Annotated in this window: 19 protein-coding genes and 1 tRNA gene; 10 read left to right on the forward strand and 10 right to left on the reverse strand. The window is 59.9% G+C overall.

Annotated features, from left to right (window positions below):
- Positions 1-602: 602 nt before the first annotated feature.
- The 3 genes from ACAty_RS06825 to ACAty_RS06835 all read right to left on the reverse strand — a co-directional run bounded on the left by ACAty_RS06825 (position 603) and on the right by ACAty_RS06835 (position 3,811).
- Positions 603-1,571, reverse strand: coding sequence for an IS5 family transposase (locus ACAty_RS06825; RefSeq protein WP_038471821.1), 969 nt, complete (start codon positions 1,569-1,571; stop codon positions 603-605).
- Between the two features lie 275 nt (positions 1,572-1,846).
- Positions 1,847-1,922 (reverse strand) — tRNA-Thr (locus ACAty_RS06830).
- Positions 1,923-2,254: 332 nt separating this feature from the next.
- Positions 2,255-3,811 (reverse strand): APC family permease, encoded by a 1,557-nt coding sequence (locus ACAty_RS06835; RefSeq protein ID WP_038471823.1) that lies wholly within the window; start codon positions 3,809-3,811, stop codon positions 2,255-2,257.
- On the opposite strand from ACAty_RS06835, the gene ACAty_RS15815 reads away from it, so the two are divergent.
- The 6 genes from ACAty_RS15815 to ACAty_RS06860 all read left to right on the forward strand — a co-directional run bounded on the left by ACAty_RS15815 (position 3,810) and on the right by ACAty_RS06860 (position 11,351).
- Positions 3,810-3,956 carry a hypothetical protein gene (locus ACAty_RS15815; protein WP_153801808.1) on the forward strand — a complete coding sequence of 49 codons (147 nt, stop codon included), beginning with the start codon at positions 3,810-3,812 and terminating at the stop codon, positions 3,954-3,956. The two genes, ACAty_RS06835 and ACAty_RS15815, sit on opposite strands and share 2 nt — an antisense overlap.
- A 371-nt stretch (positions 3,957-4,327) precedes the next feature.
- Positions 4,328-5,851, forward strand: coding sequence for a TolC family protein (locus tag ACAty_RS06840; protein WP_226823034.1), 1,524 nt, complete (start codon positions 4,328-4,330; stop codon positions 5,849-5,851).
- Positions 5,848-7,023: an efflux RND transporter periplasmic adaptor subunit gene (locus ACAty_RS06845; RefSeq protein ID WP_051620750.1), complete on the forward strand. Its 1,176-nt coding sequence runs from the start codon at positions 5,848-5,850 to the stop codon at positions 7,021-7,023. The genes ACAty_RS06840 and ACAty_RS06845 overlap by 4 nt, the downstream gene beginning before the upstream one ends.
- Positions 7,020-10,091 (forward strand): efflux RND transporter permease subunit, encoded by a 3,072-nt coding sequence (locus ACAty_RS06850; protein ID WP_004872184.1) that lies wholly within the window; start codon positions 7,020-7,022, stop codon positions 10,089-10,091. Before ACAty_RS06845 ends, ACAty_RS06850 begins: the two co-directional genes overlap by 4 nt.
- A gap of 75 nt (positions 10,092-10,166) precedes the next feature.
- Positions 10,167-10,808: a class I SAM-dependent methyltransferase gene (locus tag ACAty_RS15245; protein WP_187288603.1), complete on the forward strand. Its 642-nt coding sequence runs from the start codon at positions 10,167-10,169 to the stop codon at positions 10,806-10,808.
- Between the two features lie 264 nt (positions 10,809-11,072).
- The gene (locus ACAty_RS06860; protein WP_004872186.1) at positions 11,073-11,351 is read left to right on the forward strand and encodes a hypothetical protein; all 279 of its coding nucleotides are present in this window, start codon (positions 11,073-11,075) and stop codon (positions 11,349-11,351) included.
- 14 nt (positions 11,352-11,365) lie between these two features.
- On the opposite strand, the gene ACAty_RS16410 is transcribed toward ACAty_RS06860, so the two are convergent.
- From ACAty_RS16410 to ACAty_RS16215, 5 genes are read right to left on the reverse strand one after another with little or no spacing between them, the layout of a single operon-like run.
- The gene (locus ACAty_RS16410) at positions 11,366-11,797 is read right to left on the reverse strand and encodes a DUF3293 domain-containing protein (RefSeq protein WP_226047615.1); all 432 of its coding nucleotides are present in this window, start codon (positions 11,795-11,797) and stop codon (positions 11,366-11,368) included.
- Entirely contained in the window at positions 11,730-13,340 is a 1,611-nt protein-coding gene (gene dacB, locus ACAty_RS06865) for a D-alanyl-D-alanine carboxypeptidase/D-alanyl-D-alanine endopeptidase (RefSeq protein ID WP_004872191.1), read from the reverse strand. Before dacB ends, ACAty_RS16410 begins: the two co-directional genes overlap by 68 nt.
- A 23-nt stretch (positions 13,341-13,363) precedes the next feature.
- Positions 13,364-14,575, reverse strand: coding sequence for an MFS transporter (locus tag ACAty_RS06870; protein WP_004872193.1), 1,212 nt, complete (start codon positions 14,573-14,575; stop codon positions 13,364-13,366).
- A gap of 52 nt (positions 14,576-14,627) precedes the next feature.
- Positions 14,628-15,158, reverse strand: a complete 531-nt coding sequence (locus tag ACAty_RS16415; protein ID WP_226047616.1) for a c-type cytochrome — start codon at positions 15,156-15,158, stop codon at positions 14,628-14,630.
- Between the two features lie 52 nt (positions 15,159-15,210).
- Entirely contained in the window at positions 15,211-15,513 is a 303-nt protein-coding gene (locus ACAty_RS16215; protein ID WP_187288605.1) for a hypothetical protein, read from the reverse strand.
- 303 nt (positions 15,514-15,816) lie between these two features.
- Between ACAty_RS16215 and ACAty_RS06885 the strand changes: the two genes are divergently transcribed.
- Complete coding sequence (locus ACAty_RS06885) at positions 15,817-16,926, forward strand: fatty acid desaturase (RefSeq protein ID WP_004872199.1); 1,110 nt, start codon at positions 15,817-15,819, stop codon at positions 16,924-16,926.
- A 106-nt stretch (positions 16,927-17,032) separates the two neighbouring features.
- On the opposite strand, the gene ACAty_RS06890 is transcribed toward ACAty_RS06885, so the two are convergent.
- Positions 17,033-18,043 (reverse strand): NAD-dependent epimerase, encoded by a 1,011-nt coding sequence (locus ACAty_RS06890; protein WP_004872201.1) that lies wholly within the window; start codon positions 18,041-18,043, stop codon positions 17,033-17,035.
- Entirely contained in the window at positions 18,040-19,029 is a 990-nt protein-coding gene (gene rfaD, locus ACAty_RS06895; protein WP_004872202.1) for an ADP-glyceromanno-heptose 6-epimerase, read from the reverse strand. Before rfaD ends, ACAty_RS06890 begins: the two co-directional genes overlap by 4 nt.
- 63 nt (positions 19,030-19,092) lie before the next feature.
- Here rfaD and ACAty_RS06900 point away from each other — a divergent pair, with 63 nt between their 5' ends.
- The 3 genes from ACAty_RS06900 to ACAty_RS06910 are packed head-to-tail and all read left to right on the forward strand — an operon-like array spanning position 19,093 to position 24,347.
- Positions 19,093-21,087 (forward strand): monovalent cation:proton antiporter family protein, encoded by a 1,995-nt coding sequence (locus ACAty_RS06900; protein ID WP_004872205.1) that lies wholly within the window; start codon positions 19,093-19,095, stop codon positions 21,085-21,087.
- A gap of 10 nt (positions 21,088-21,097) precedes the next feature.
- A complete protein-coding gene (locus ACAty_RS06905) occupies positions 21,098-21,979 on the forward strand; it encodes a fumarylacetoacetate hydrolase family protein (protein ID WP_226047617.1) in 882 nt (293 codons plus the stop codon).
- Between the two features lie 52 nt (positions 21,980-22,031).
- The gene (locus ACAty_RS06910; RefSeq protein ID WP_004872210.1) at positions 22,032-24,347 is read left to right on the forward strand and encodes an FdhF/YdeP family oxidoreductase; all 2,316 of its coding nucleotides are present in this window, start codon (positions 22,032-22,034) and stop codon (positions 24,345-24,347) included.
- The last annotated feature ends 46 nt before the right edge of the window (positions 24,348-24,393 follow it).

Here is a 24,393-nt window from a genome sequence, read left to right on the forward strand (position 1 = left end):
TGAACAGGATGCTTGCCAAATCAGCAATTCATTTGAACACCTTGCTTGATGGGCGATCGGCGGCTCTTTTTGTTATGTATCAAATTAGTATGTCGACGATCGCTCTGCTGGCATGTTTTCACGCCCGGATGCTGACGATTGTTCAACCCATGACGCTCTGATTAATAGTCCTTCGTCTGGTCAGGATATACGCGTGCTTCAAAATCTGCAGGTCTTCGTATCCAACCAGTAGCGCCGAATCGCCGCAGGGAATAAGGTAAAACCAACCATAAGACCCAAGATCTAGGCCAGCTACCGATGATCGGGTTTCGGGAGCGAATGCTTCTCGTATTACGTAATCCGGCATGGTCAACTCATCGACATGTTACCCCATCGGGCGCTCCCAGGGGATGTGTTGCCTTATTACCCGGCTCTGGTCCATCCCATGGAGACCTATTACGTGTCTAAGGAACCTCTGAACTGGTAGTAAAATCGTCGCGATTTGGGGCGAGTTTGTCTCGCAAAATCGATTTGGCGACGAAAATTCTCATTTTCCCTTCCCAGAGACGCGAAAGAGCGCATGGTGAGCACGGAAATCGCCCGCTTTCCGTCTTGGTGACGGATTACGCCCGTAACCAACAGAGCTCCTTACGAACCAGATAGAGGTTCACCAGGGCAAACAAGGTGGTCAGTTGCGCACCGTTTTTGGTCAGGCCTCGATAGCGGGTCTTGTGGTAGCCAAACTGACACTTCAGGACGCGGAAGGCATGTTCACCACGCGCACGGATGCTTGCCACACGGCGGTTGAAACGCTTGAGTGCCTGTAGCCCCGTCCTCTGGCCGGGATAGCGACGTCGGGCCACGGCATCCTGAATCCCCTGCTTGCGCAAAAATTCATGGACCTGCGGGTAATCGTAGCCACGATCGGCGAGCACCGTCTTCTCGTCTCCGGTCAGCAGCTCTTCCAGCACCCGATGGTCCGGAACATGGGCCGCGGTGAACTCGACAGCCTGAACCAGGCCTTGCGTGTCCGTCGCGACATGGGCCTTCATGCCGAAATACCATTGGTTCCCCTTCTTGGTTTGATGCATTTCGGGGTCCCGTTTGCGGTCTCGATTCTTGGTCGAGCTGGGGGCGTGAATCAAGGTGGCATCCACCATCTTGCCTTCCTGCAGAATCAAGTGGGAGGCTTCCAGCAGCTCCTGTACTTGGGCAAATATCTGTTGCGCCAAGCCGTGCTGCTCGAGCAGGCGACGAAAGCGCAGGATAGTGGACTCGTCGGGGATCAGGTCGCGGCCCAAGTCGATACCGGCAAAGGCCCGTAGCAAGGGAATTTCATACAGGGCCTCTTCCATGCCCGGGTCCGAGTAGGCATACCATTGCTGCAGGAAGTGAATACGCAGCATTTGCTCTATCGGCATGGGCTTGCGACCGCCACGCGGTCCAGCTTTGGGGTAGTAGGGAGCGATGCACTCAATCAAAGCCTGCCAAGGCACCACCTGGTCCATCTCCCGCAGGAAACGCTCCCGCTTGGTCTCCTTGTGTCGGCGCGACAGCCCCATTGTCTCTGCAAACGTCATCTGGCCCGCCATGATCGCCTCCTGCCTTGCGCGTACCGCCTCATTCTATCAACTCAGGCTGTGCAGAGCTTCCCTAATTCGTGCAGAAACTAGAGCCAGCAAGGGTTAGAAAAGTTTTTGTCATGTTTTGCCATGTGATGTCATCCGCAGCGCCGGCGCGCGAAAACTAGAGCCAGCTGGGAACATTGTAGCCAGCATCTGGCGTGAGGCGTTGGCAGAACTAGAGCCAGACTAGAGCCAGATAAGCAAAAGGCACTTAGGTAATATTCCTAAGTGCCTGATTTTCTTGGTGCCGGCAAGAGGAGTCGAACCTCCGACCTACTGATTACGAATCAGTTGCTCTACCAACTGAGCTATGCCGGCGTATTGGTGCATTATATCTTTGGCGCCTCGGCAGGACAAGAATCCGCCTCCTTGAACGGCCGAAGTGCCGCGGGGACATGGGCGAGACCAAGGCGCCATGGATGTCCTCACAACGACCTGGCAGTTTCCCCACAAACCCCACAGCAACCATCCAAACACAGAGAAATGTCCGACACTCGATGCCTTGGGATGGTTTGGGTGCATGAAGAGGCCAGCGAAACGCGCGCAGGCCCTGAGTGGGCATTAATGCGCCAGAGCCCCGCATTCAAAGAGGCCGACCGGCACCGAGACCTGGCACCAGTCGGATTCGAGCCGACGAACCGTCCGGGGCATCAGCTCTGCGGAGCAAACTTGATCTGCTGAGACACTTCCATGCGTGAGGCAACGCCCCACGGTAGAAAAATGAGCAGCGAAAGCAGTACCACGATGCCGCTGGCCACGGGCATGCTAAACACCTTCAGTGCTCCCTGACTCCCCAGATAGGTCATCAGAGACAGGAACACAATGTAGGCGATGTACCAGATGGAATTGCTCATTCCTTTCTTTACCCCGCTGAAGTAGCCGAAGACTACGGATAGCAGCAGAACCAGCACGGCAGCGTAAGGCACGGACGGCCAGCCGCTCCAATAGATGATCAAGGACGCCGAAGCAAAAGCCAGTGCCGCGACGACGGTACTGACGGTTTCCGAGCGGAATTTCCCATGCCGGCCTTGCTTGCGTAGAGCAATCATGATGGGCGGATTGATGGCAAAACCGATATAACCGGCGACGACGGCATCGCCGATGAGGTTGTAGATAGAGGGCAGTGGTGCGGCAATAAAGGCGATGATGATACCGATCACCGTCGTAACCACCAAGGACTTGGCCGGAATACCATGGGTATGGCTCAATTCGACCATACGCCTGCTCACGATCTTCGACCTGCCCATGGCAAAGAGAATACGGCTACCCGCTCCCTGATAGATATATCCCGTCACGAAGGGGCCGATGATGACGATAAGTATGACCAAGCCGATGAGCCATGCTGCGTCGGTGTGCTTGGCAATCTGTAGAAAAGGATTTCCTGGAATGGAAGAAAGACCACCCCAGTGCCCGGCTGTGATGTCCAGATGACCCCAGTTGAGCGCAAAGAGCAGCGCGATCCCAAAGAGTACGTAAAGTAGGGTTTGCCCAAAAAGCGACCAGAGAATGGCACCAGGAATAGCCGATGGATACTTCGCCTCTTCGATGTAATCGGGAATCACACGCAAGCTCCCGAAGGCAAACATTCCCAAGGGAATGGCGACAAACACGCCTTCGAGACCGTAGGGTAGGGCGCCCCCGTAGGAGTACATGTTGTGCACATGCCAGAAAGAAATGAAGCCGAAAGCCACCAGAAAATAAATGAGCAGCTTCACGCCACCGAAAAGGTTGGTGCTTTTGGAAAAGGCCTTCACTCCGTAGTAATTGAAGGGAAAGAACAAAAGCATCAACAATACGCCCAATAGACCACCGAGCATGGTCGGGTCACCAGAGCTATTCACAAAATGTGGATAGAAAAAATTCAACCCCATGACCACACCCAGTGCTTCTATGGGGGGAATGAAGAGATACCACAATAGATCAGATATCGCATTGATCATATTGGCGATGGGCCCAAAGGTATAGAGGCTATACCGCGAGGGTCCACCCTCTTCGGGATAGAGCTCATTGAGATCGATATAGGTTAGACCCACGGTGAGATACATCAGCGCACCGATCAACCAGGCCAAAACTACACCTGGCCCTGCCGCTGCAGCCATACCTGCAGTTCCAAAAAGCACACCGGTGCCTACGGCACCACCGATACCGATGATTATCAAATCGAGTTGGCTGAGCTCACGATGCAATCGAGCTTTGGATTGAGCCATGGCTAAACTCCTTCAGATTGTTGGTGTGAGCGCAACAAAAAGGTTGCAGGCGCTCAACATCGTCGTGGTCATCCAAGCTGTTGATAGACCTGCTTGGCGATACACCATCATGCGGCTGAGTGCAATTTTTACTACACCAGCATAAAACTAGCATAGGTTACCGATTACCGCAAGAAAATGCTGATGCTCCTAAATCATGGATGGGCAACCCCATGTAAATCAAAAATATTTATCAAATACGGCGTTTCCAGATCAGACGGTTTTTTTGAGAAGTACTTGTGAGTCGCTCATGGAAGCGCCTGAAGAGTGTGGTGTCGGCAACAGCATTTAAAAGTGAGATCTCCATACCCTCCACAACCGGAGCTCGATGTAAGCAAGTCCAGATGGACTGAATCATGATCGCCCGCAGCGTATTAATGTCTCTTCATACACTGATGCCTTGCGCGAGCCTCGTCGAGACGCTACGATCTCGACGACATCGGAAGCCAGCCGAATGCTTCGCGAGACAGCAGCCGCATGCACATGTTGATGGAGTTCAAACGCCTCCGCAGGTCGGCGGTAGCCCATGACGGTAAGCTCCCACTCGGGCTCGCGGGGTTCGTGGTCTGCCTTGGATTGGCGTGTCCCGCAGCCGCATACGGGGCGATTTTCCAGAAACTGTATCACGATCCCTGGGGCATCGAGCGCGGCGAGGTGCCCAACCGAATTGGTCATCCCTGGACTCGTCTGCCGCGCGACCTGCCCCAAGCGAGGGTACCGAAAGCGACGGCGACAGCGCCAAAGTTCAAGAATCTCTGGAGCCTCACCCAGTACGCGCTCGCCCACAATCCGCAGTCGCGAGAAGCCTATGCGAATCTGCAGGCGGCGGCCGCAGGGCTTGGCGTCGCTGACGCCGCTTATCTGCCCACCCTAAGCCTGCAAAGCACGGCAGCACGATCGGAAGCCAACACCACCGCCGGTTTTTCGATTCCCGTCCAAAACAACGACAGCACCAATCTCACCTTCAGTTACATCCTGCTGGAATTCGGCGAGCGCCGTGCTGCACGCGCGCAGGCCTTGGCCCAGATCTATCTCAACGGTTTCGATTACAACGCGGCCTTGCAGAGTGTGGCGCTGACGGTCACCAAGGCCTACTACACCCTCATCGGTGAGGAGGCTCTGGTGCGCGCCTATGAGCGGACCGTGGCGGAGGATCGCGCCAGCCTCGATGCCGCCAAGATCAAGAGGCATGCCGGCATGGCGACGGTGGCAGATGTGCTGCAGGCACAATCGGCACTGGCCCAGGCACGCGCCAATCTCCTTTCAGCCCAGGCGCAAGTGCAATCGGACCGCGGCGCTCTGGCGGTGTCTTGCGGTCTCGCGCCAACGGCGAAGATCGTGGTGCCGCCCCTGCACACCCATGCGCAACCGCCGACTCTGGCTCCCGGACTGCATCGCCTCATGGCGCAGGCTTTGCGGAACAACCCGTCTATCCGCGCAGCCGCCGCCAACGTGCTGGAGAGCCAGGCCAGTGTGCGGGCCGACGAGGCGGCAGGCATGCCGACACTCAGCTTCCAGGCCAGTGGCGGCAAACGTTTCCAGAACGGACTGCTGCCCTCGGAGAATTGGTCCATTGGGGTCAGTCTCAAGGTTCCGCTGTTCACCGGTTTTCAGGACAGCTATCGCATCAGCGAGGCGCGGGCACAGGAGCGCTCGTCCCAGGCGAGCCTCGACAATGAGGCCGCCACCATTCGCAGTACCGTCTATCAAGACGCACAGCAGCTGGCCGGGGCGCGCACCGCAGCGCAGGCGGCACGTCTGGCCGTGGCCAGTGCACGCGCCTCGCTAGCGGCGGTGCAGGCGCAGTACAAGGTAGGGCTGGCGACGATGATCGACGTACTCACGGCGCAGGCAACGCTGACCACGGCGGAACAAACGGAGATCCAGGATCTGACCACCTCGTATACGGACCTGGCCAATCTTGCCGATGCCTTGGGCTACATCGCCTTGCCGCAAGCACTGGATACTGGGGCGGGCCCGGAAAAGGAGATGCAGCCGTGAGCTTTTGGTCTTCGACGCCGCTCTACCGATCCCGGGGTCGCGGCAGCTTGGCGGCTGCGGCGTTGCTTTTACTCGCTGCTTGCGCCAAATCGGCTCCGCCGCCTGCTCCCAAGCCATTGGATGTGGAGGTCGAGCCGGTGCGCATGGGCAATCTATCCCTGTCGGTGCCTACCCTGGGGACCGCGCAGGCGGTACACACCGTCACTCTGATTCCCCAGATCTCGGGGATATTGCAGCACGTTCTCGTCCACTCGGGGCAGATGGTGCACCGCGGTCAGCTGCTCTTCGTCATTGACCCAGCGCCGGAGCAGGCAGCCCTTGCCGAGGACAAGGCCAAGCTCAAGGGAGCACTGGCGGATCTTGCCTACGAGGAAGGGCAGGTGCGCGCGTATCGACCGCTTTTGCCCAAAGGCTATGTCACCACGCAGACCTACGATCAGACGGTGTCTCAGGCGGAGCAGGCGGCGGCTTCCGTTGCCGAGGACCGCGCAGCCATCGATAGTGCTCGTCTGCAGCTCGGTTACACGCAGATCCGTGCGCCCATCACGGGGCGCCTCGGTATGTTGACGACCAAAAGTGGTAATCTCGTCTCGGCTAACAGCAGCACCCTGGCGACCATCACCCAATTGCAGCCCATCCACATCCAGTTCAGCCTCCCGCAGCGCTACCTGCCGGATTTGTTGCAGGCGGAAAGGTCGGGCAAGGCGCGCGTGCGCCTCTACGGCAACGATGGCCAGAACCTCCTCGGGCAAGCACCCGTGACGGCGGTGGATAACAGCGCCGACAGCAGTTCCGGAACGATATCGGCCCGCGCTACTTGGCCCAACGCCCATTTGCAGCTCTGGCCGGGAGACTACGTCCAGCTGCGTTTTCAATACGCGACCCTGAAGCGCGTGGCGCTGATACCGCGAAACGCCCTGCAGGAAGGGGTCAACGGCCCCTTCGTCTACGTCCTGCGCAAGGACCATGCGCAGATGACCGCGGTGCACTATCTGGGTACCGAGGGGAACCTGGTGGCCGTATCCGGACTGTCGCCGGGAACTTTGGTGATCTACGACATACCAGCGCACCTGCATCCGGGTAGCCTGGTGCGGGAGCTGGCGCGGCCACCCAAAGCCCTGCCACAGGCCCACGAGCATGACCGGCCAAAAGCTGAGGGTGTGGTACCGTGAATCTGTCGGCACCATTCATTCGCCGCCCCGTGGCAACGACGGTGCTGGCCTTTGCCATTCTGATTTTGGGTACCGTGGGCTATTTTCAGTTGCCCGTCGCGCTCTTGCCTAATGTGAGCTTTCCCACGGTGGCCGTGAGTGCCAGTCTGCCCGGCGCCAGTCCGCGCACCATGGCCAATTCCGTTGCCACGCCCCTGGAGCGGCAGTTCACCAGTATCCCCGGCATCAACTCCATGACGGCGGTGAGTCAGAACGGTTCCACCCGCATCACCCTGCAGTTCAACCTTGGGGTATCGGCCACCGCGGCAACCCAGGAGGTCTCGGACGCGGTGGCCGACGCTCAGGGACTCTTGCCTTCGGACCTGCCGCAGCCGCCGAAGGTGCGCAACATCAATCCATCGGCGGCACCCATTCTGTTTTTGGCGGCCACCGCTCCGGATATGCCCCTGTCCCGCCTGGATCGCTATGCCCAAACGCGGGTCGCCACCGAACTCGCCACCATTCCCGGGGTGGCGAGTGTCCAGCTTTTTGGTGCGAAGACCTACGCAGTGCGTATTTACGTCAATCCCTTTGCCCTGTCCAGCCGCGGTCTAAGCCTGCAAGATCTGCAAACGGCCATTGCCGATGCCAATGTGGATTTGCCTCAGGGCACCATCGAGGGGAGCAGGGACAATATCGAGACGGATGTGCACGGCCAACTGCACACAGCAGCCGCGTTCAACCGCTTGACCATTGCCTACGTGCACGGGCACGCCGTGCCGCTGCAAGCGGTGGCCAGGGCCCACAACAGCACCGAGTATAACGAGCAGCAGACGTGGTTTGACACCACCCCAGCCATTGGCATGGCCATCATTCGCGAACCCGGCAGCAGTACGGTGGCCATTTCCAGGGCGGTTCGGGAGATGCTGCCCCGGCTCGAAGCGGCTGCCCCAGGGGGTGCCAAGCTCCACGTGCTTTTCGACGACGCCGATTACATACGCGCCGCCGTCCACGAAGTGCTGCTTACCCTGGCCCTGTCCAGCCTGCTGGTGGCAGGGGTCATGTGGATCTTTCTGCGCCGCTTTTGGGCAACGGTCATCGGTGCGCTGGCCATTCCCTTTTCCTTGCTCGGCACCTTTCTGGTGCTCTGGTTACTGGGCTACAGCATCAACACCCTCACACTTTTGGCCCTGACGCTGGCCGTGGGTTTCGTGGTTGATGATGCGGTGGTCATGCTCGAAAACATCAACCGGCACCTGGACTGGGGCGAGGAGGGGAGGCAAGCGGCCCTGGAGGGGAGCCGCGAGATCAGCTTTACCATTCTCTCCATGACCCTGTCCTTGGCCATTATTTCTCTACCCTTGCTCTTTCTCGGGGGGTTCGTCGGGCACCTGTTCACGGCCTTTGGGGTGACCATTGCCGTGGTGATTCTGGTGAGCGGCCTGGTGGCGCTGTCCGTGACCCCGGCATTGGCAGCGCGTTTCCTGCGCCGCGATAGCGCTGGAGTGGACAGCGGCTTTCAGCGCCTCTTCAACCGCAGTCGCGACGCCTACGTACGCAGCCTGGCCTGGTCGCTGCGCCACAAGCTCTGGATTCTGGGACTGGCCGGGCTTACGCTCGTCGGCTGCTTCGTGTTGACGGCGGCGGTACCCAAGAGCTTTCTCCCGACGGAGCAGAACGGACTCATCAACGTCAATGTCGATTATCCACCCGGAATGAGCTTTGCCGAGGTCAAAAAGGAGCAGGAGGCCATTGCTGCGGCGGTGCGCCGCAACCCGGCGGTCTTGCAGGTGGTATCGTCGGCGGGGCAGGGGCCGGGAGCCTTCGCCGGACCCACGAACGGGCACCTCTTCATCCGCCTCAAAAATGCGTACAGTCAGGATGCCAGCCAGGTGACGCAGCAACTGGAGCGGTCCGTGCGACCCTTCCGCAACGCCGAGATCGTCTTTGTGGGCCAAAAGGGTGCCCAGGCGGGGACGGCAGCGGCCAACGGCGCCTACGTCTATGAGGTGACCGGAACCCGCTGGAGTGACGTGAATCGGGCCGCCCACCGGCTCGCCGACGCCCTGCGCGCCTCGCCGCTACTGCAATCCGTCAACACCGACCTGCACGACCATGACCCGGTGCTGGCCATCCACATCCGCCGGCAAGAGGCAGCGGCTTATGGCGTGAGCAGCCAGGCCATCGAGGAAACCCTGAATCTGGCCTTTGGCGGTCGCAAGGTGGGGACGATCTACGGCTCCGCCGACGAATACGAGGTGCTCATGGAGATCGACCCGCGCTATCAGAACAGCATCGCGGCCATGGACACCCTCAGCGTTCCCAGCAACAGCGGCAGCCTGGTACCCTTGTCGGCTCTCGTGCGCATGCACCTGGCCGCCAGCGCCCAAAAACTGCATCAGCACAACGGGCTCCCTGAGGCCAGTGTGTCCTTCAATCTCGCCCCCGGGCACAGCATCGGCGACGTCGTGCCAGCGGTACAACGCATTGCCCATCGCGTGCTGCCCAATGGCATCAGCGGACAGTTTGGCGGCAATGCCCGTCTCTTCCAGGCCTCATTCAAGGAATTACCCATACTGCTCCTGGCAACGATACTCCTCATCTACGTCGTTCTGGCCATCCTCTACGAGCATTTTCTGCACCCGTTGACCATCCTCACGGCTCTCCCGCTGGCTGCCTTTGGCGCACTTCTATTCCTCTATCTGCTGCATTTGCCCCTGGATCTGTATAGTTTTATCGGCATCATCATGCTCCTTGGGCTCGTCAAGAAAAATGGCATCATCCTCCTGGACTTCGCCATAACCCGCCGACGCGACGGACTCACGGCGGAAGAGGCCATCGTGGACGCCTGCTCCGTCCGCTTTCGCCCCATCATGATGACTACCATTGCCGCCATCCTGGGAGTGCTGCCCATAGCCATCGGCTTTGGTACCGGCAGCAGCAGTCGCGTACCTCTGGGTGTTGCCGTGGTGGGCGGTCTCATCTTTTCGCAGTTCCTGACGCTTTATGTCACGCCGGCATTTTATGTGGTCATGGATGGATTGCATGATCTACCCAAGCGTTTTCGCCGGCCATTGCCGAGCCCGTGATGGGCTCTCTCTTGCCGGTTCTGGATGCCGAAGCCTATCCTTGGGGTAATACCGCGTGACGAGGCAGCAAATAGCATGGATCCCGAGAGCCATTGGCAGAATATATACGCTGAAAAATCAACGAACAGTGTGAGTTGGTTCTGTGCTCACGATACACCGTCTTTGGCGATACTGGATACCCTCCAGCTAAAATGTACTGACCCGATCATCGATATCGGGGGCGGTGCCTCGACTTTTGTTGACGATCTTCAACAACGAGGATTTCGGGATATAACGGTGCTGGATATTTCCGCGACAGCGTTGGACGCGGCGCGGGCCAGACTTGGACCGCAGTCCGGCACAATAAAATGGGTAGTCGGTAATGTTCTTGATATCGACTTGCCCAAACGACACTATCGTCTGTGGCGCGACAGAGCCGTGTTCCATTTCCTCATCGAGGCAAAGGACAGGGCTGCTTACCTGGATCAACTCAAGGGATCCCTCGTCGCTGGCGGTGATATCATCATCGCCACTTTCGCCAGTGATGGGCCGGAACGGTGCAGCGGTCTGCCCGTTGTCCGCTACGATGCAGACGACCTGCACAGGGAATTGGGCAAGGACTTCGCCTTGATGACGAGCAGGAAGATTTTGCACAAAACCCCGGCGGGAAACGATCAATGGTTCACGTATTGTCACTTTAGGCTATCGGGCGGCGCGCACGACGAGCGGTCGGTATAGGAGCCCCACCAAACCCACGGCAAGCCGCGGGGATGGCTCTGGAAACCGGGTGTACTTGTACGTCGCATAATACCTATTATGTTAAATGATAAACACGGCAAAGGCGTAAGGGGTGCTCACGGTACCCTAGACCGTCTTCCCCCATTCGAGCTACAGAGACCCAGAGACCCGCGGACGTCCGGCCGCTTACCGTGGGAACCTTGTGCTACCCTCAGGGTCCACCACTGAAGTTACGGACAACTGTCCTTCTGCCGGGGAGCATGGATGATGCGGATCAACCATTTTCAATATCGGGCTTCACACTGGTGGCATCGCCTGCTCTTGAGTTTCTTTGCCCTTCTCTTGCTCCTGGCGTTTTTCTTTTTCGCGATTTTTGCTTTGATTGCCGTTGGCATCCTAGGCCTGGCATGGAGCGTTCATCTCTGGTGGCGTCACCGGAGCCGAAGAAATTCCGTGCAACAGGATATTTTTGTCAAGGAATATCTGGTCTTGAGAGACAATTCAGAAGCACTTCCCAAAGATGAAGCGGATGGCCGACATTAAGGTAAACGGTTCACTCAGCACTCCGCGCAGCAAACCAGAAAGACCCGGCGACCATCGAGCCAGAGCCAGGCATTCTGTCGCATTGCCCCGGCAAGCCAGCAGGCCGTGCGCGGATCGAGCCCAGCGGCAAAGTAGTGTTGCTCCCACCACGAGGCACAGCCACCCCAGACCGTCACGGGCGCACCGCGGCCTACCCGCCGCAGCCGCCTTTCGAGTTGCCGATCTGCGCGAAGATTCCGCCAGAGGCCCTGGCGCTGGGAGTGGGGATTCCAGGCACCGAGAATCGCGCCATGGCGCCCGTGACACGACCCGCCAATCCTCCAGTTGAGTCTCAGGCTCGGACAGACGTAGCTGGAGCGCTGGTATGCTGAGATGAGTTCAGCCGTGTGGGCCGGCAGCGGAACGGACCGTTTTCGGGTAGTCCTGCGCTGCCAGGGCGAGGGCACGCGCCCATCCTTGCACCAGACGATCCAGGACTCCGCGCAGGGCTGCTCGTGACAGGGAAAAATCATTGACCAGAATCGCGAATACATAGGCCTGCTCGGGTTTGATGTAGAGGATGCCGGCAAGGGAGATGGCATCGGATAGGGTTCCCGTTTTCGCCAAGAGCATGCCGGCGTCCAGAGTGCGGAAACGATGGCGCAGGGTACCGTCACTGCCTGCTTCCGGTAAGGAGGCGGCATACTCTGGCCACCAGGGTTGCTGTGTGGCCCAGTTCAGCAGGCGCACTAGGTCGCTGGCACTGAGCCGATCGTCCCGCGACAGGCCGCTGGCATCCACGAAGCGCGTCTGCCCAGCCAACAGTCCCCGCTCCCGTGCCCAGGTCTCTAGGCCTGCCACTGCCGAACTTCGGGTACCGCTGCGCCCCTGAGCGATGTCGGCCAGCCGCGTGAGGGTCTCGATGTGGGTATTCTGACTGACCTTGTTGATGACCTGAATTTCCTCGGCCAGCGGCGGTGACCAGTGCTCTGCCAGGAGGAGCCTGGCGTGGGTAAGGACCGATGCCTGTTCGGGAATTCCCGACTCCTCCAAGCCCGCATCGCGGTTGCGCGATAGCCCTCGGACTCGAATGTCCCCGGAGACGGCTATGCCCCGCTCCCGCAGAACCTCGGCCAGGGTAATGGCGGCAAACCGCGGTGGATCGGGCTGTGCAAGTCCGGCGACCAAGGTACGTGACCCCGCACGCACGCTTCCGGACAGCCGCCAACCCGTAGTATCGGTCACGAGGCGCACGGGCTCCGTGGGCTGCCTCTTGCCCACCGTGCGCACGGCGTTACGGATGAAACCTTGCGGATTCGGCGTGATCTGCACCGTCGCCAGAGCACCGGGTTTCGCCGCTGGCCGGACGCGCACCAGGACACTGGCATCGTTGATATACAGCCCGTGGATGGGAGCACCGTACCAAAAACGCTGGTCATCCTCTGTCCAGCCCGGTGGCGAGCCTGTTTCTGCCGGAAAGGGGCCGTCCACGGCGACGATGCCGTCTGGTACGCGCCGGACACCCGCCTGCCAGAGTTGTTCCGCCAGCTCCCGCAGGACCACAAGGGAATCCGCCTCGTGCTCCGAGTTACCCGTGTACGGAAACCGGCGAGACGAAAGGTTGGGATCTCCACCACCCACAAAAACCAGTGGACCTTGGAGCGTGCCCTGATCCAGGCCACGCGCCCGCAACTGCGTACATTGCCGTGCGTCGGCGCCAAGGCGGTCAAGAATGTAGGCGGTGCTGAACAGTTTGAGGACGGACGCGGGCGCCAGCAAGGCATCTGGCCGATGGGCTACGAGAGGATGGGAGTCGCCGATTTTCTCAAGAAGCACGCTCCAGCGGCCATCGGTCGAGGCTGGTGGCGCGAGTAATGGCATCGCCTGCGCCCGCGCAACGCCCAAACAGATAACGCACAAAAGGAGCATGCGCAGGTGCCGGAGCACGGGGCTGGGCCCGAGCTTCGCCGGATCATACTGGGGTACACGCATGGAAACAAAACCAGGCATCGCCAGTCTCCTTTGGGCCTCCCTCAGACCCTATGACGGTGTTCCGGGAAAAGATCGCGGGGTAAAAAATAGGCAAGTATGAGACTAGGGAGCGCGGCGATGAATGCCAAGAGAAAAAACGCGGTAAAACCCACTTTGGCTGCCAGAAATCCGCTGAAACTTCCGGCCACCGTGGACGCAACGGACATGAGTGCCGAGCCAATGGCAAAGTGGGTTGCCTCGAAGCGCTTCTGGCAGCGCTGCATCAAAAACACCATGAGCACCGCCGTACCCAGGCCCGCCGCCGCCTGTTCAAAGGCCACCACAAGGCCCACCCAAGGCAGGTCTGGTGTCACCCACGCGAGCCATGCGTAGGCCGGAATGGCGAACGATTGCACCGTGGCCAGGGGCAAAAGCGCGCGGCGCAATCCCCAGCGGGCGATGATCAATCCGCCCAGCAGCGCCCCGCCGATGCCCGTTACCGTACCCAAGGCACCCGTGAGTAGGCCGCGGGCCACCAGACCATAACCCAGATGATTGAGAAAAGGCGTGACCATGGCAAACATCAAGGCGTCGCCGGCACGAAAAAGCAGGATGAAGGCCAGCGCCCAAAGGACGTGTTTCTGCCCAAAGTATGAGCGAAAGGCCTGTACCGTAGCCGTGCGACGGCTTGCGCCGGGTGCCCTGGCAACGGGCCGCGGAAGCATCCAGCGATGAAAGCCGGCAAGCAGCCACAGCATCCCCGCCGCGGTGAGAAAGCAGGCAGTCCAAGATACCCAGCCGGCCAGGACCACCAGCCCGCCGTTTCCCACCAGCATGGCCACCCGATAGGCAGCAACGCGCAGACCGGAGTAGGCCGCCTGCGCATCCACCGGCAAGGTCTGAATGTAATAACCGTCCACGGACATATCGTGAGTAGCCGACAGGAAGGCCATGAGCGCAAAAATCTTGAAGGCGAGATCCAGATCCAGCGTCTGGGCCGGCCATATCAATAGGATGGCCACGGCGCCCAAGAGTAACTCCATCGATACCAGCCAACTTTTCTTATTGCCGAAAAGATCGATGAAGGGACTCCAGAACCATTTGACATTCCAGGGCAGGCCCAACAGGGATAGCAGACCGATGGTCTGGAGGCTGGCACCAGCAAAGGTAAAAAATTGGACGGATACCTGCTGTACCAGGGAAAAAGGCAAACCCTCAGCGTAATAGGTGCTGGCAATCCAGGAGAATTTCTTCAGGCGATCGTGAATGCGCATATCGTAAAATAAAAACCCCCGCCAAGGCGGGGGTTGGTCGCTGGTCGGAGACTCAGGAGGCCTTTGGAGGGGCAATGGGCTTTTGGGCCAGCACCCAACTAGCCAGCTCCTTGGCCTGCTCGGGCGTAACATTCTGGGCCGGCATGGGCATGCCACCCCATACGCCAGCAACACCGTGCTCGATGGCGTGACTGACGGTGGAGAGTGCCTTTGGGTCGCCCTTGTACTTATAGGCCACCCACGCAAAGGCAGGACCAACCACCTTGGCTTCCACCTGATGACAGGCAAAACATCCCTTGGCTTCCGCCAGAGATTTGGCCTTGGCCATCTGATCACTACTCATGCCCGCTGCCACCTTTACCAGGTGACCGCCCCCGCTCTCGGACTGGAATGCCGCAGGCGAGTTGGTCGCGGCAGAGGAGCCAGCGTCGGTGGAGGAACTCGAACTGGTCGCACCGGAATCACTGCGGCCTCCGCTGGACTCGCTCTGCTTTCCCTGACCACAGCCGGCAGCCAGTGCAACCACGCACGACATGGCGAGGATGCGAAGCCAGGACGCCCGAATGTTATCTGCACGAATCATGATGCCCCTCCCTGTTCAGAGGACTCTGACTAGCGTTATCGAAGACCGATTATCAGTCGGAACTGCCGTTGCCGCTGCTGCTGGTCTCGGCGCTGCTGGACGAGCCACTCTCGTCGGAAGAAGCGGAAGATTCCATGGGCGCGGTGGAGCTGGAGGACATATCGCTGGAACTGCTGCTCTCGGTTGCGGCGCTGCCGTTGTCCGAAGAAGCGGCGGAGGAGGAGGATTCGGTGGTGGCGGAACTGCTCGCCGGAGCGCTGGACTCTTCCTTCTTGGCACAGGCGCTGGCCAGAGCGATGACGCCGGCGATGAAGACGACGCGAGCGACGGGCTTGAATTTGGCTACGTCTAACATGTTTACACTTCTCCTTGCACGATGGATGAACAACACAATGGCTACTAAACAAAGGTCGCTGACATACCTCTGAGAAAGAGTAGCACCTTCGGCGCCGAAAGGGGAAGAGTCCTCTGTGCGGATCGCGCAACCCATCTCGGGGCCAGAATGGCCACAAGGGCCCTACCCCGCCTGGACATTGCCGGGCGGACGGGTGTCGCGCAGCAGAACCTCGAGGCTCTGGGCTTGCCTCGTATGCCCCATATAACTACAATCGCATCTGTAACTCGTTATTAATGCGCTCACCCTCCAGGAGGCGACACGATGTCGGACACCCCATCGCATCAGGACTGGGAAACCTTGCACTCCGTAAAGCTGCAGGACCTACGCAGTACCATCTCGCCCGAGCGCTACCGCCGTTCGCCGGCGCGCGCACTGCTTTGGTACGGCATCGATGGAAGCCTTTATCTGCTCAGCATCGCCGGCGCACTCCTGCTCCCCTGGTGGTGGGCACAGATACTGTGCGGTCTGTTTGCGGGTTCGGCGGTGGCATTCATGTTCGTCTGGGCACACGACGCCGCCCATGGCGCCCTCTTCCAAAGCAAGCGCGTGAGTGAGATCCTCGGCACGCTCTTCATGCTGCCATCCCTGAACATGTATCGACTCTGGGCATTTGGCCACAATCGTGTGCATCATGGCTTCACGAGTCTTGTCTCCCTCGACTGGATATGGCGTCCCTGGACACCTGCGGAATACCGCGCCAAAAGCGCATGGCAGCGGCTCCTGTATCGACTGGAGCGCAGTCCCTATGGTTGTGCCCTGCACTACCTCCTGCGGGTATGGTGGCCGGGGATGGTCCGCTTTCGTGCGGATCCCAAAAGCCGGGACAAAGGCGCCTTTTTCCTGGCAAAAATGTCTACTCTTCTGTTTTTTTTGTTGTTCTCTGCCGTGGCGCTGGTACTGTCGGGCTGGCTCGGCTGGTTTGCGGCCATTGCGCTGCCTTTTTTGGTCTTCAATTACTACATTGCGCTGTTCGTCTTTCTTCACCATACCCACCCGGACCTTCCTTTCTTTACGGATAAAGAGGAGTGGAGTCAGAGTATTGGACAGATGTATTGCAGTACCGTGGTACGTTGCTCGGCACTGAGCGAGGCCTTGATCCACGGTATCCTGATCCACGCCCCACACCACGTGGACCCACGTATCCCCTTCTATCATCTGCGTGGCGCCTACGACGATCTGCGTAAACACTATGCCGCCTATCTGCACGAAAGTCGCTTCAGCTTTGCTCTGGTACGAAGGATTTTCCGCCAATGCCAGCTTTACGATTACGAGAATAAGCGGTGGTTGAGCTTCCGCTCGCTGAGACAGTCGGTGCTCACCCCCGGTCTGGCGGAGGAACCACGGGTTGGAGTAGCGACCAACCTGCACTAGTGGAACAAGGCGAGCAAGCGGACCCCTGCCCGAAAGGGCGGGGGCAGCTCTGCGGCCAGAGCCTGGTGGATTGTTCTGGAGGGCGGCGACGCCGCATGACGGACGTTCAGGCAGTACCGTAGTACTGCCGGTACCAGCGCACAAACTCGGCAAGCCCCCGCGCCAATGGGGTTCGCGGGGCAAAATCGACGAGGGCAGCCAGATCGTTCACCTCGGCATAGGTGGCCAGGACGTCACCCGCCTGCATGGGCAGAAGCTCCAATTGTGCCTTGCGACCGAGACACTCCTCCAAAGTCGCAATGAAGTCCAGGAGCGCTACGGGCTGATGGTTTCCGATGTTGTAGATTCTGAAGGGTGCGGCACTGGTGGCAGGATCGGCGGGCCAGTCCACCTGCCTCTGGGGCGGATGATCCACGAGCCGCACGACGGCCTCGACGATGTCGTCGATGTAGGTAAAATCGCGCTGCATCTGGCCGTGGTTGAAAACGGGAATGGATTCCCCGGCCAGGATCTTGCGGGTGAAACTGAAGTAGGCCATGTCGGGCCGTCCCCAAGGGCCGTAGACCGTAAAAAAACGCAGACCCGTGACGGGGATATCGTAAAGATGGGCGTAGCTGTGGGCCATCAACTCCCCTGCCCGCTTGGTGGCCGCATACAAGCTCACCGGGTGGTCGACGGGGTCGTGTTCGCTGTAGGGAAGTCGGCTATTGGCACCGTAAACCGAACTCGAGGAGGCAAACAGCAGATGGTCGACACCTTGATGTCGGCAACCTTCGAGCAGGTTCACAAAACCCAGGAGATTGCTGTCGGCATAGCTGTGGGGATGTTCCAGGGAGTAGCGGACACCCGCCTGGGCGGCCAGATTGACCACCACGTCAAAACGTGACCCCGTAAACAGGCGGTGCAGGTCATCACGCTGGGCAATGTCCAGATGCTGAAAGGTGAAGGCGGGATGTCCTTCCAGCTGGCTCAGGCGAGCCCGCTTGAGGGCAGGATCGTAGTAGTCGTTGAGGTTGTCGATACCCCTCACGGTCCAGCCCTCGGCCAGCAGACGCCGACAGAGGTGAAAACCGATGAAACCAGCGGCTCCAGTGACCAGCAAGCGACCGGGCGTCACTCAGGCTGCTCCTCGAGCCAGGCGATATAGCGGGCAACCCCCTCCTCCACCGTCAACATGGGCGCCTGGTATCCCGCCGCACGCAGTTGACGCGTATCGGCCTCGGTAAAGCTCTGGTATTTGCCGTGCAGACTTTCGGGCATGGGAATGTAACGGATGATCTCAGCCTTCTGGAGCTTCTCCAGCTCCCGAATCGGCCCGTCACGGCGCGCCTCGATCCCGTTGATGACGGCAACCGCCATGGCATTGAAGCTTCGCGCCACACCCGTGCCAACGTTGTAGATGCCCGAGCGCGGGTGGTCGAGAAAATGCAGATTGACGGCACATACGTCGTCTACGTGGATGAAATCTCGACGCTGTTCGCCATCGGCATAACCCCCCGAGCCAGCAAAGAGATGCACGTGCCCATCGAGTCGGTACTGGCGGGAAAAATGCAGGGCGACGGAGGCCATTCGCCCTTTGTGGAACTCCCGCGGCCCGTAGACATTGAAGTAGCGGAAACCATGGACCGGGGCCCGTAACTCCTGCCAATGGCGGCGCAGGTATTGATCGAACTGAAATTTACTGAAACCGTAGATATTGAGAGGGTCTTCCGACTCCCGCGCCTCGGTGAAGCTACCGCTGCGACCATAGACCGAGGCGCTGGAGGCATAGAGCAAGGGCACGTTTGCCTTCTGCGCCCAGTGCAGCAGGGTTTTGCTGTACTCGAAATTGTTCGTCATGACGTAGCGACCGTCGCTGGCCATGGTGTCGGAACAGGCGCCCTCGTGGAAAATCGCCTCCACCGGCCCAAAGCTGCCCGCCTCGAGGCGGGCAAGAAAGGGCTCTGCCTCCAGGTAATCGGCAATGTCGAGTCCAGAGAGGTTGCGGAACTTGTCCGCCTGCTGGAGATGGTCCACCACCAGGATGTCGCGCTCGCCGCGCCCATTGAGAGCGGCCACCAGATTGGCACCGATGAACCCTGCCCCGCCCGTAACGATGATCATAAAGTCGTGCTCCTTTTGCGCTATGATACCAAAAAGACCTGCCCAGGAGACCCCTCAGCCACCATGCCCGACTCCAGCCTGCTCATCGTCGTGGTATTACTGGCAACGACGGTCGTCCTCGTCGGCCTCCTGAAGTGGCTGCGCCTGCCGGCCATCTTTGCCTATCTCTTGACGGGCGTCCTTCTGGGACCGCATGCCCTGGCTTTAGTGCCCGATCTCGAGCGCACACGCCAGTTAGCCGAATTCGGTGTGGTCTTTCTCATGTTCAGCATTGGTCTGGAGTTCAGTCCGGCCCAGTTCATGGCCATGCGCCGTCTGGTATTCGGCATGGGCAGCCTGCAGGTCCTGGCTTCCCTGTTGCTCTTTTTGGCCATTGCCACATTCCTGGGTCTAGGCTGGCGCTCTGGAATCATCGTCGGCGGCATTCTGGCCATGTCGTCGACGGCCATGGTTGCCCGGGTGCTTTCGGAAAAGATGGAAACGGCATCCCGCCACGGCCGTATTGCCATCAGTATCCTGCTTTTTCAGGATCTTGCCGTGGTGCCGTTGCTGGTACTGATTCCCGCGCTGGCCGGGGACCGCGCTGCCCTGCCCGCCGCCCTCGCCCTCGCCGCCTTGAAGGCAGCGGTGATACTGCTGGTCTTATTGGTACTGGGGCGCCCGATCGTTCGCCCCTGGTTTCAGCTCGTAGCTCAGCGCAAGTCCAGTGAGCTCTTTATGCTCAATGTCCTCTTCGTCACCTTGGGACTTGCCTGGATCACGGAGGCCGCGGGACTGTCCCTGGCGCTCGGCGCCTTCGTGGCGGGCATGCTCATCGCTGAAACGGCCTATCGTTATCAGGTGGAAGCGGATATAGCCGCCTTTCGTGATATTCTCCTTGGGCTTTTCTTCATCACCATCGGCATGCTGGTGGATCTGCACCAGATCCTGGCCGATTTTCCCGAGATCCTGGTAATTCTCGTGGCGATCCTGGTGATCAAGGGTATCGTGGTCTGGGCCAGCTGCCGTCTGTTCGCCTTTGAGCAAGGGGTGGCCCTACGCACGGCCCTGGTGTTGGCGCAGGCGGGCGAGTTTGGCTTTGTTCTTCTGTCGCTGGCCAACCAGTTCCGCCTCCTGCCGGCGGCGGTATTGCAGCCGCTTCTCGGTGCCATGCTGCTTTCGCTGGTGCTTGCACCCATCTTTCTCGAACATAACGGTTGGATAGCACAGCGGCTCGTGCGCTCGTACCGGCGCGGGCGCGAGCGTTCGTTGCGGGCGATTCGCAGCCTGCAACTAAAGGAACACGTCATCCTTTGCGGTTACGGGCGAGTGGGTCAGAGCATCGCGCGGGTGCTGGAGGAAGAAGGCATCCCCTACCTTGCCCTGGACCTCGATCCGAGTCGCGTGCGTCAGGCACAGTCTGCGGGCGAGTCCATATTCTTTGGCGATGCCAGTCGGCGCGACGTTCTGCAGGCTTCTGGCCTGGCCGAAGCGCGGGCGCTGGTAGTGACCTTCGGTGATGTGGCCACTAGCCGGCGGGTGCTGGCCGTGGCCTCGGAACTGCAACCGCGGCTACCGCTTCTGGCCCGCGCCCACGACGATAGTCAGATTGCCGCATTGGAGGCCGCTGGTGCCGATGAGGTCGTACCGGAGGTAACGGAGGGTGCTCTGATGCTCGCCTCCCAGACCCTTTTGCAGCTGGGTTTCCCCTTGAGCCAGATCCTTCGCCGTGTGCGTCGTTTTCGCGAGGAACGCTATCGGGTTTTTCGCGGCAGCTTTTGGGGTGGATCGGAGCCGGGCGAGGATCAAGGTTCACCGCGGCTGCTCTCCGTCTCCCTGGGGGACACCGGCTGGGCCATAGGCAAGACATTGGCCGAACTGAATCTGCCGGCACTGGGGGTACAGGTCACGGCCCTGCGTCGTCAGGGGATCCGCGGGCGCGATCCCGCCGACACCATGCGTTTGCGTGCCGACGACGTGCTGGTTATTTTCGGGGATCCCAAAAGTCTGCAGGCGGCCCAGCAGTGGTTGCTGGAAGGCCCAGACGCAGGCGCATTCGTGACGCAAAACCGCGAGTAGGAGGTGTGTCTTGCAGTGGAGCCGTTACCGTCGAGAGGGCGTCGTGGAGTGGGGAGTGTGGCTCGATGAGGAGCTATTTTCCCTGGAATCCCTGGACGATGGCCTGAATCCGTCGCAGTTACTGACCTCAGATCCCGTCGCCCTCCTCCAACATCTGCGCCGGCGACGGAGTGCACGGGTGTGCCCCGTTGCGGTGGAGCGCATCCATTTCCTCCCGCCCACGCAACCACAGAAAATACTGTGTGCCGGCCTGAACTATCGCGATCATGCGCGGGAAACCGGAGCAGAACTGCCAAGTTCCCCCACCTTCTTCATCCGCTTTCCCGACACCCTTTGCGGAAGTGGCGAGGCCATACCGCACCCAGTCCAGTCCGATGCCATGGACTTCGAGGGCGAACTATTGGTGGTACTCGGTCAGGCCGTCCATGGCAAGCTCCAGCGCCATGAGGCTCTCGCAGCCGTCGCGGGCTACGGAATTTTCAACGATATCAGTATGCGCGACTACCAGTTTCGTACGAGTCAGTGGACCATGGGCAAGAACTTTCCCCACAGTGGTTCCTGCGGCGCGCGGGTGACGACCACAGACGAGCTACCCGAAGGGGCCAACAACCTCTATTTGCGTACCGAGGTCAATGGCGACAGGCTGCAGGACGGTAACACCGCCGATCTCATCTTTGACGTCGCCGCACTCATCCAGACTCTGGCGGAGGTCATGCCACTGCACCCCGGCGACCTCATCGCCACCGGAACCCCAGCCGGCGTGGGCTTTGCCCGCAAGCCGCCCCGCTATTTGCAGCCGGGGGATACCATCCGGGTAGAGATCGAGGGACTGGGTGTTCTCGAGAATCCCGTGATACCTGCACGCCTTGACACCGTCGAACGGCCTGCCTAGCTTTAAACAAACGTACTGGACGGTTTGCTAGCTGCCCATGTGGGGGTGATCGATGGCGGAGAAGACGAAACTGGTCAAGAAGGCCCGGGTGGGCGCAGCGGGTGGATGGGGTTCCGTGCGCGGTATCGTTGAAGTCTACGGCGCCGAGCATCCGGTACCGGGTGTATATCGGACCCTGTTTCAGCTCAACAAGCCCGGCGGCACCATGTGTACTTCCTGTGCCTGGGGCAAGCCAGCCAAGCCGGGGCTGTTCGAGGTCTGCGAAAATGGTGCCAAGGCGACCATCTGGGATCTGACCTCGGATCGCTGTACGCCGGAGTTTTTTGCCGAGCACAGCCTTGCGGATCTACGCAGCTGGTCCGACCACGACCTGGAGATGCAGGGTCGTCTCACCGAGCCCTTGCGCTACGATGCCGGCTCCGACCGCTACGTGCGCTGTGGCTGGGATGAGGCATTTGCCGGCATAGGCGCTGCCCTGCGCCGACTCGAACCGCAGTCGGTCGTTTTCTACGCCTCTGGTCGGGCGTCGCTGGAGACGTCCTATCTCTACGCCCTTTTTGCGCGGCTATACGGCCACAACAATCTGCCGGACAGCTCCAACATGTGTCACGAGACCACCTCCGTCAGCCTCAAGGAGCATATCGGTACGCCCGTCGGCACCTGCGTCCTGGACGATTTCGAGCATTGCGACGCCATTTTCTATTTCGGTCAGAATCCCGCCACCAACAGCGGTCGCTTCCTTCACCCCTTACAGAAGGCCGTGCGCCGCGGCTGTCGCCTGATCGTTTTCAATCCCGTGATCGAGAAAGGCTTGCTGGAATTCATCGATCCGCAAAATCCCGTGGAGATGCTCACAGGCACTGGCACACGGCTCGCGCACCAGTACCTTCAGGTCAAGGCCGGTGGCGACATCGCTGCCATAATCGGTGTCTGTAAACACCTGCTGGAACGGGACGAAGCGGCCCTGCAACAAGGCAAGCCAGGTATTTTGGATCGCGCCTTTCTGGAGGAGCACTGCCATCGATCCGAAGCCTTCCTTGCCCAGGTACGTGCCACGGCATGGGAGGACATCGAGGCGCACTCGGGACTCAGCCGCGACGATCTGAGCCAGGCGGCGACGGTCTATGCCGAGGCAGAACGGGTGATCGGGGTGTACGGTATGGGCCTGACCCAGCACGTGCACGGTTCCCAGGCCATTGGAACGTTGCTGAATCTACTATTCTTGCGCGGCAACATCGGCCGCCCGGGTGCCGGTATCTGTCCCGTGCGCGGACACTCCAATGTCCAGGGACAGCGCACCGTGGGCATCTCGGAAAAACCCGAATTGGTACCCCTGGAGCGTCTGGCCGAACTTTTTGATTTTGAACCCCCGCGGGAGCATGGACTTGCCACGGTGGACGCCTGCGAGGCCATTCGCGCGGGTACGGTCAAGGCCTTCGTCGCCCTGGGTGGCAATTTTCTGCGTGCCATCCCCGAGCAGGAGGCCATGGAGCAGGCATGGGTCAAACAGGAACTGACCGTCAGCATCGCCACGAAGCTCAATCGCAGCCATCTTTTTCCGGGCAAGGAGGCCTGGCTCCTGCCCTGTCTGGTGCGCTCCGAGATCGACGTGCAGGCTAGTGGTCCCCAGGTAGTTACCATCGAGGATAGCTTCAGCCACATCCACGTCTCCAGCGGACGGCATCCGCCCGCCAGCCCGCACCTCCGCTCCGAGTTGGCCATCGTGGCCGGGATGGCCAAAGCCACGTTGACACCCAATCCACGCTGCGACTGGGATGCCTGGGTGGCCGATTACGGCAAGGTGCGCGATCTCATCGCCGCTACCTATCCGGAGTTTCACGACTTCAATGCGCGGCTGCAAACGCCTGGAGGCTTCTACCGCGGCAACCCCGCCCGCGAGCGACGCTGGCAGACCGCCAGTGGTAAGGCCGAATTCACCCTGCCCTCGGTACTCTCCTCCCTGGGCATCGGCGACGCACCCGGACGCTACCACCTCATCACCATGCGCTCCAACGATCAGTTCAATACCACGATCTACGGATACAGCGATCGCCTGCGCGGTCTCGAAGGCTCGCGTATGGTGTTGCTAATGAATGCGGACGACATGACGGCAGCCGGTCTGTACGAGGGCCAGGAGGTCAGCCTGGTTTCCGATGCGGGGGACGAAACGGCACGCCAAGTGGATGGCTTGCGCGTTACCACTTTTGCCCTGCCGTGCGGTTGCGTAGGCGGTTACTATCCGGAACTCAACCCACTGATACCCCTGTGGTATCACGATGAACTCTCGAAAACCCCCGCCGCCAAGGGGGTACCGGTCCGTATCCAGATTGGCGGCGTGCACGGGAACGGACGTGCCGCAGCACGGTGAGCCTTTGCCGGCCCCGGATCGTATCGGTTCGACCCAGGCGAAGCGG

The organism is Acidithiobacillus caldus ATCC 51756 (assembly GCF_000175575.2).
Taxonomy (GTDB): domain Bacteria; phylum Pseudomonadota; class Gammaproteobacteria; order Acidithiobacillales; family Acidithiobacillaceae; genus Acidithiobacillus_A; species Acidithiobacillus_A caldus.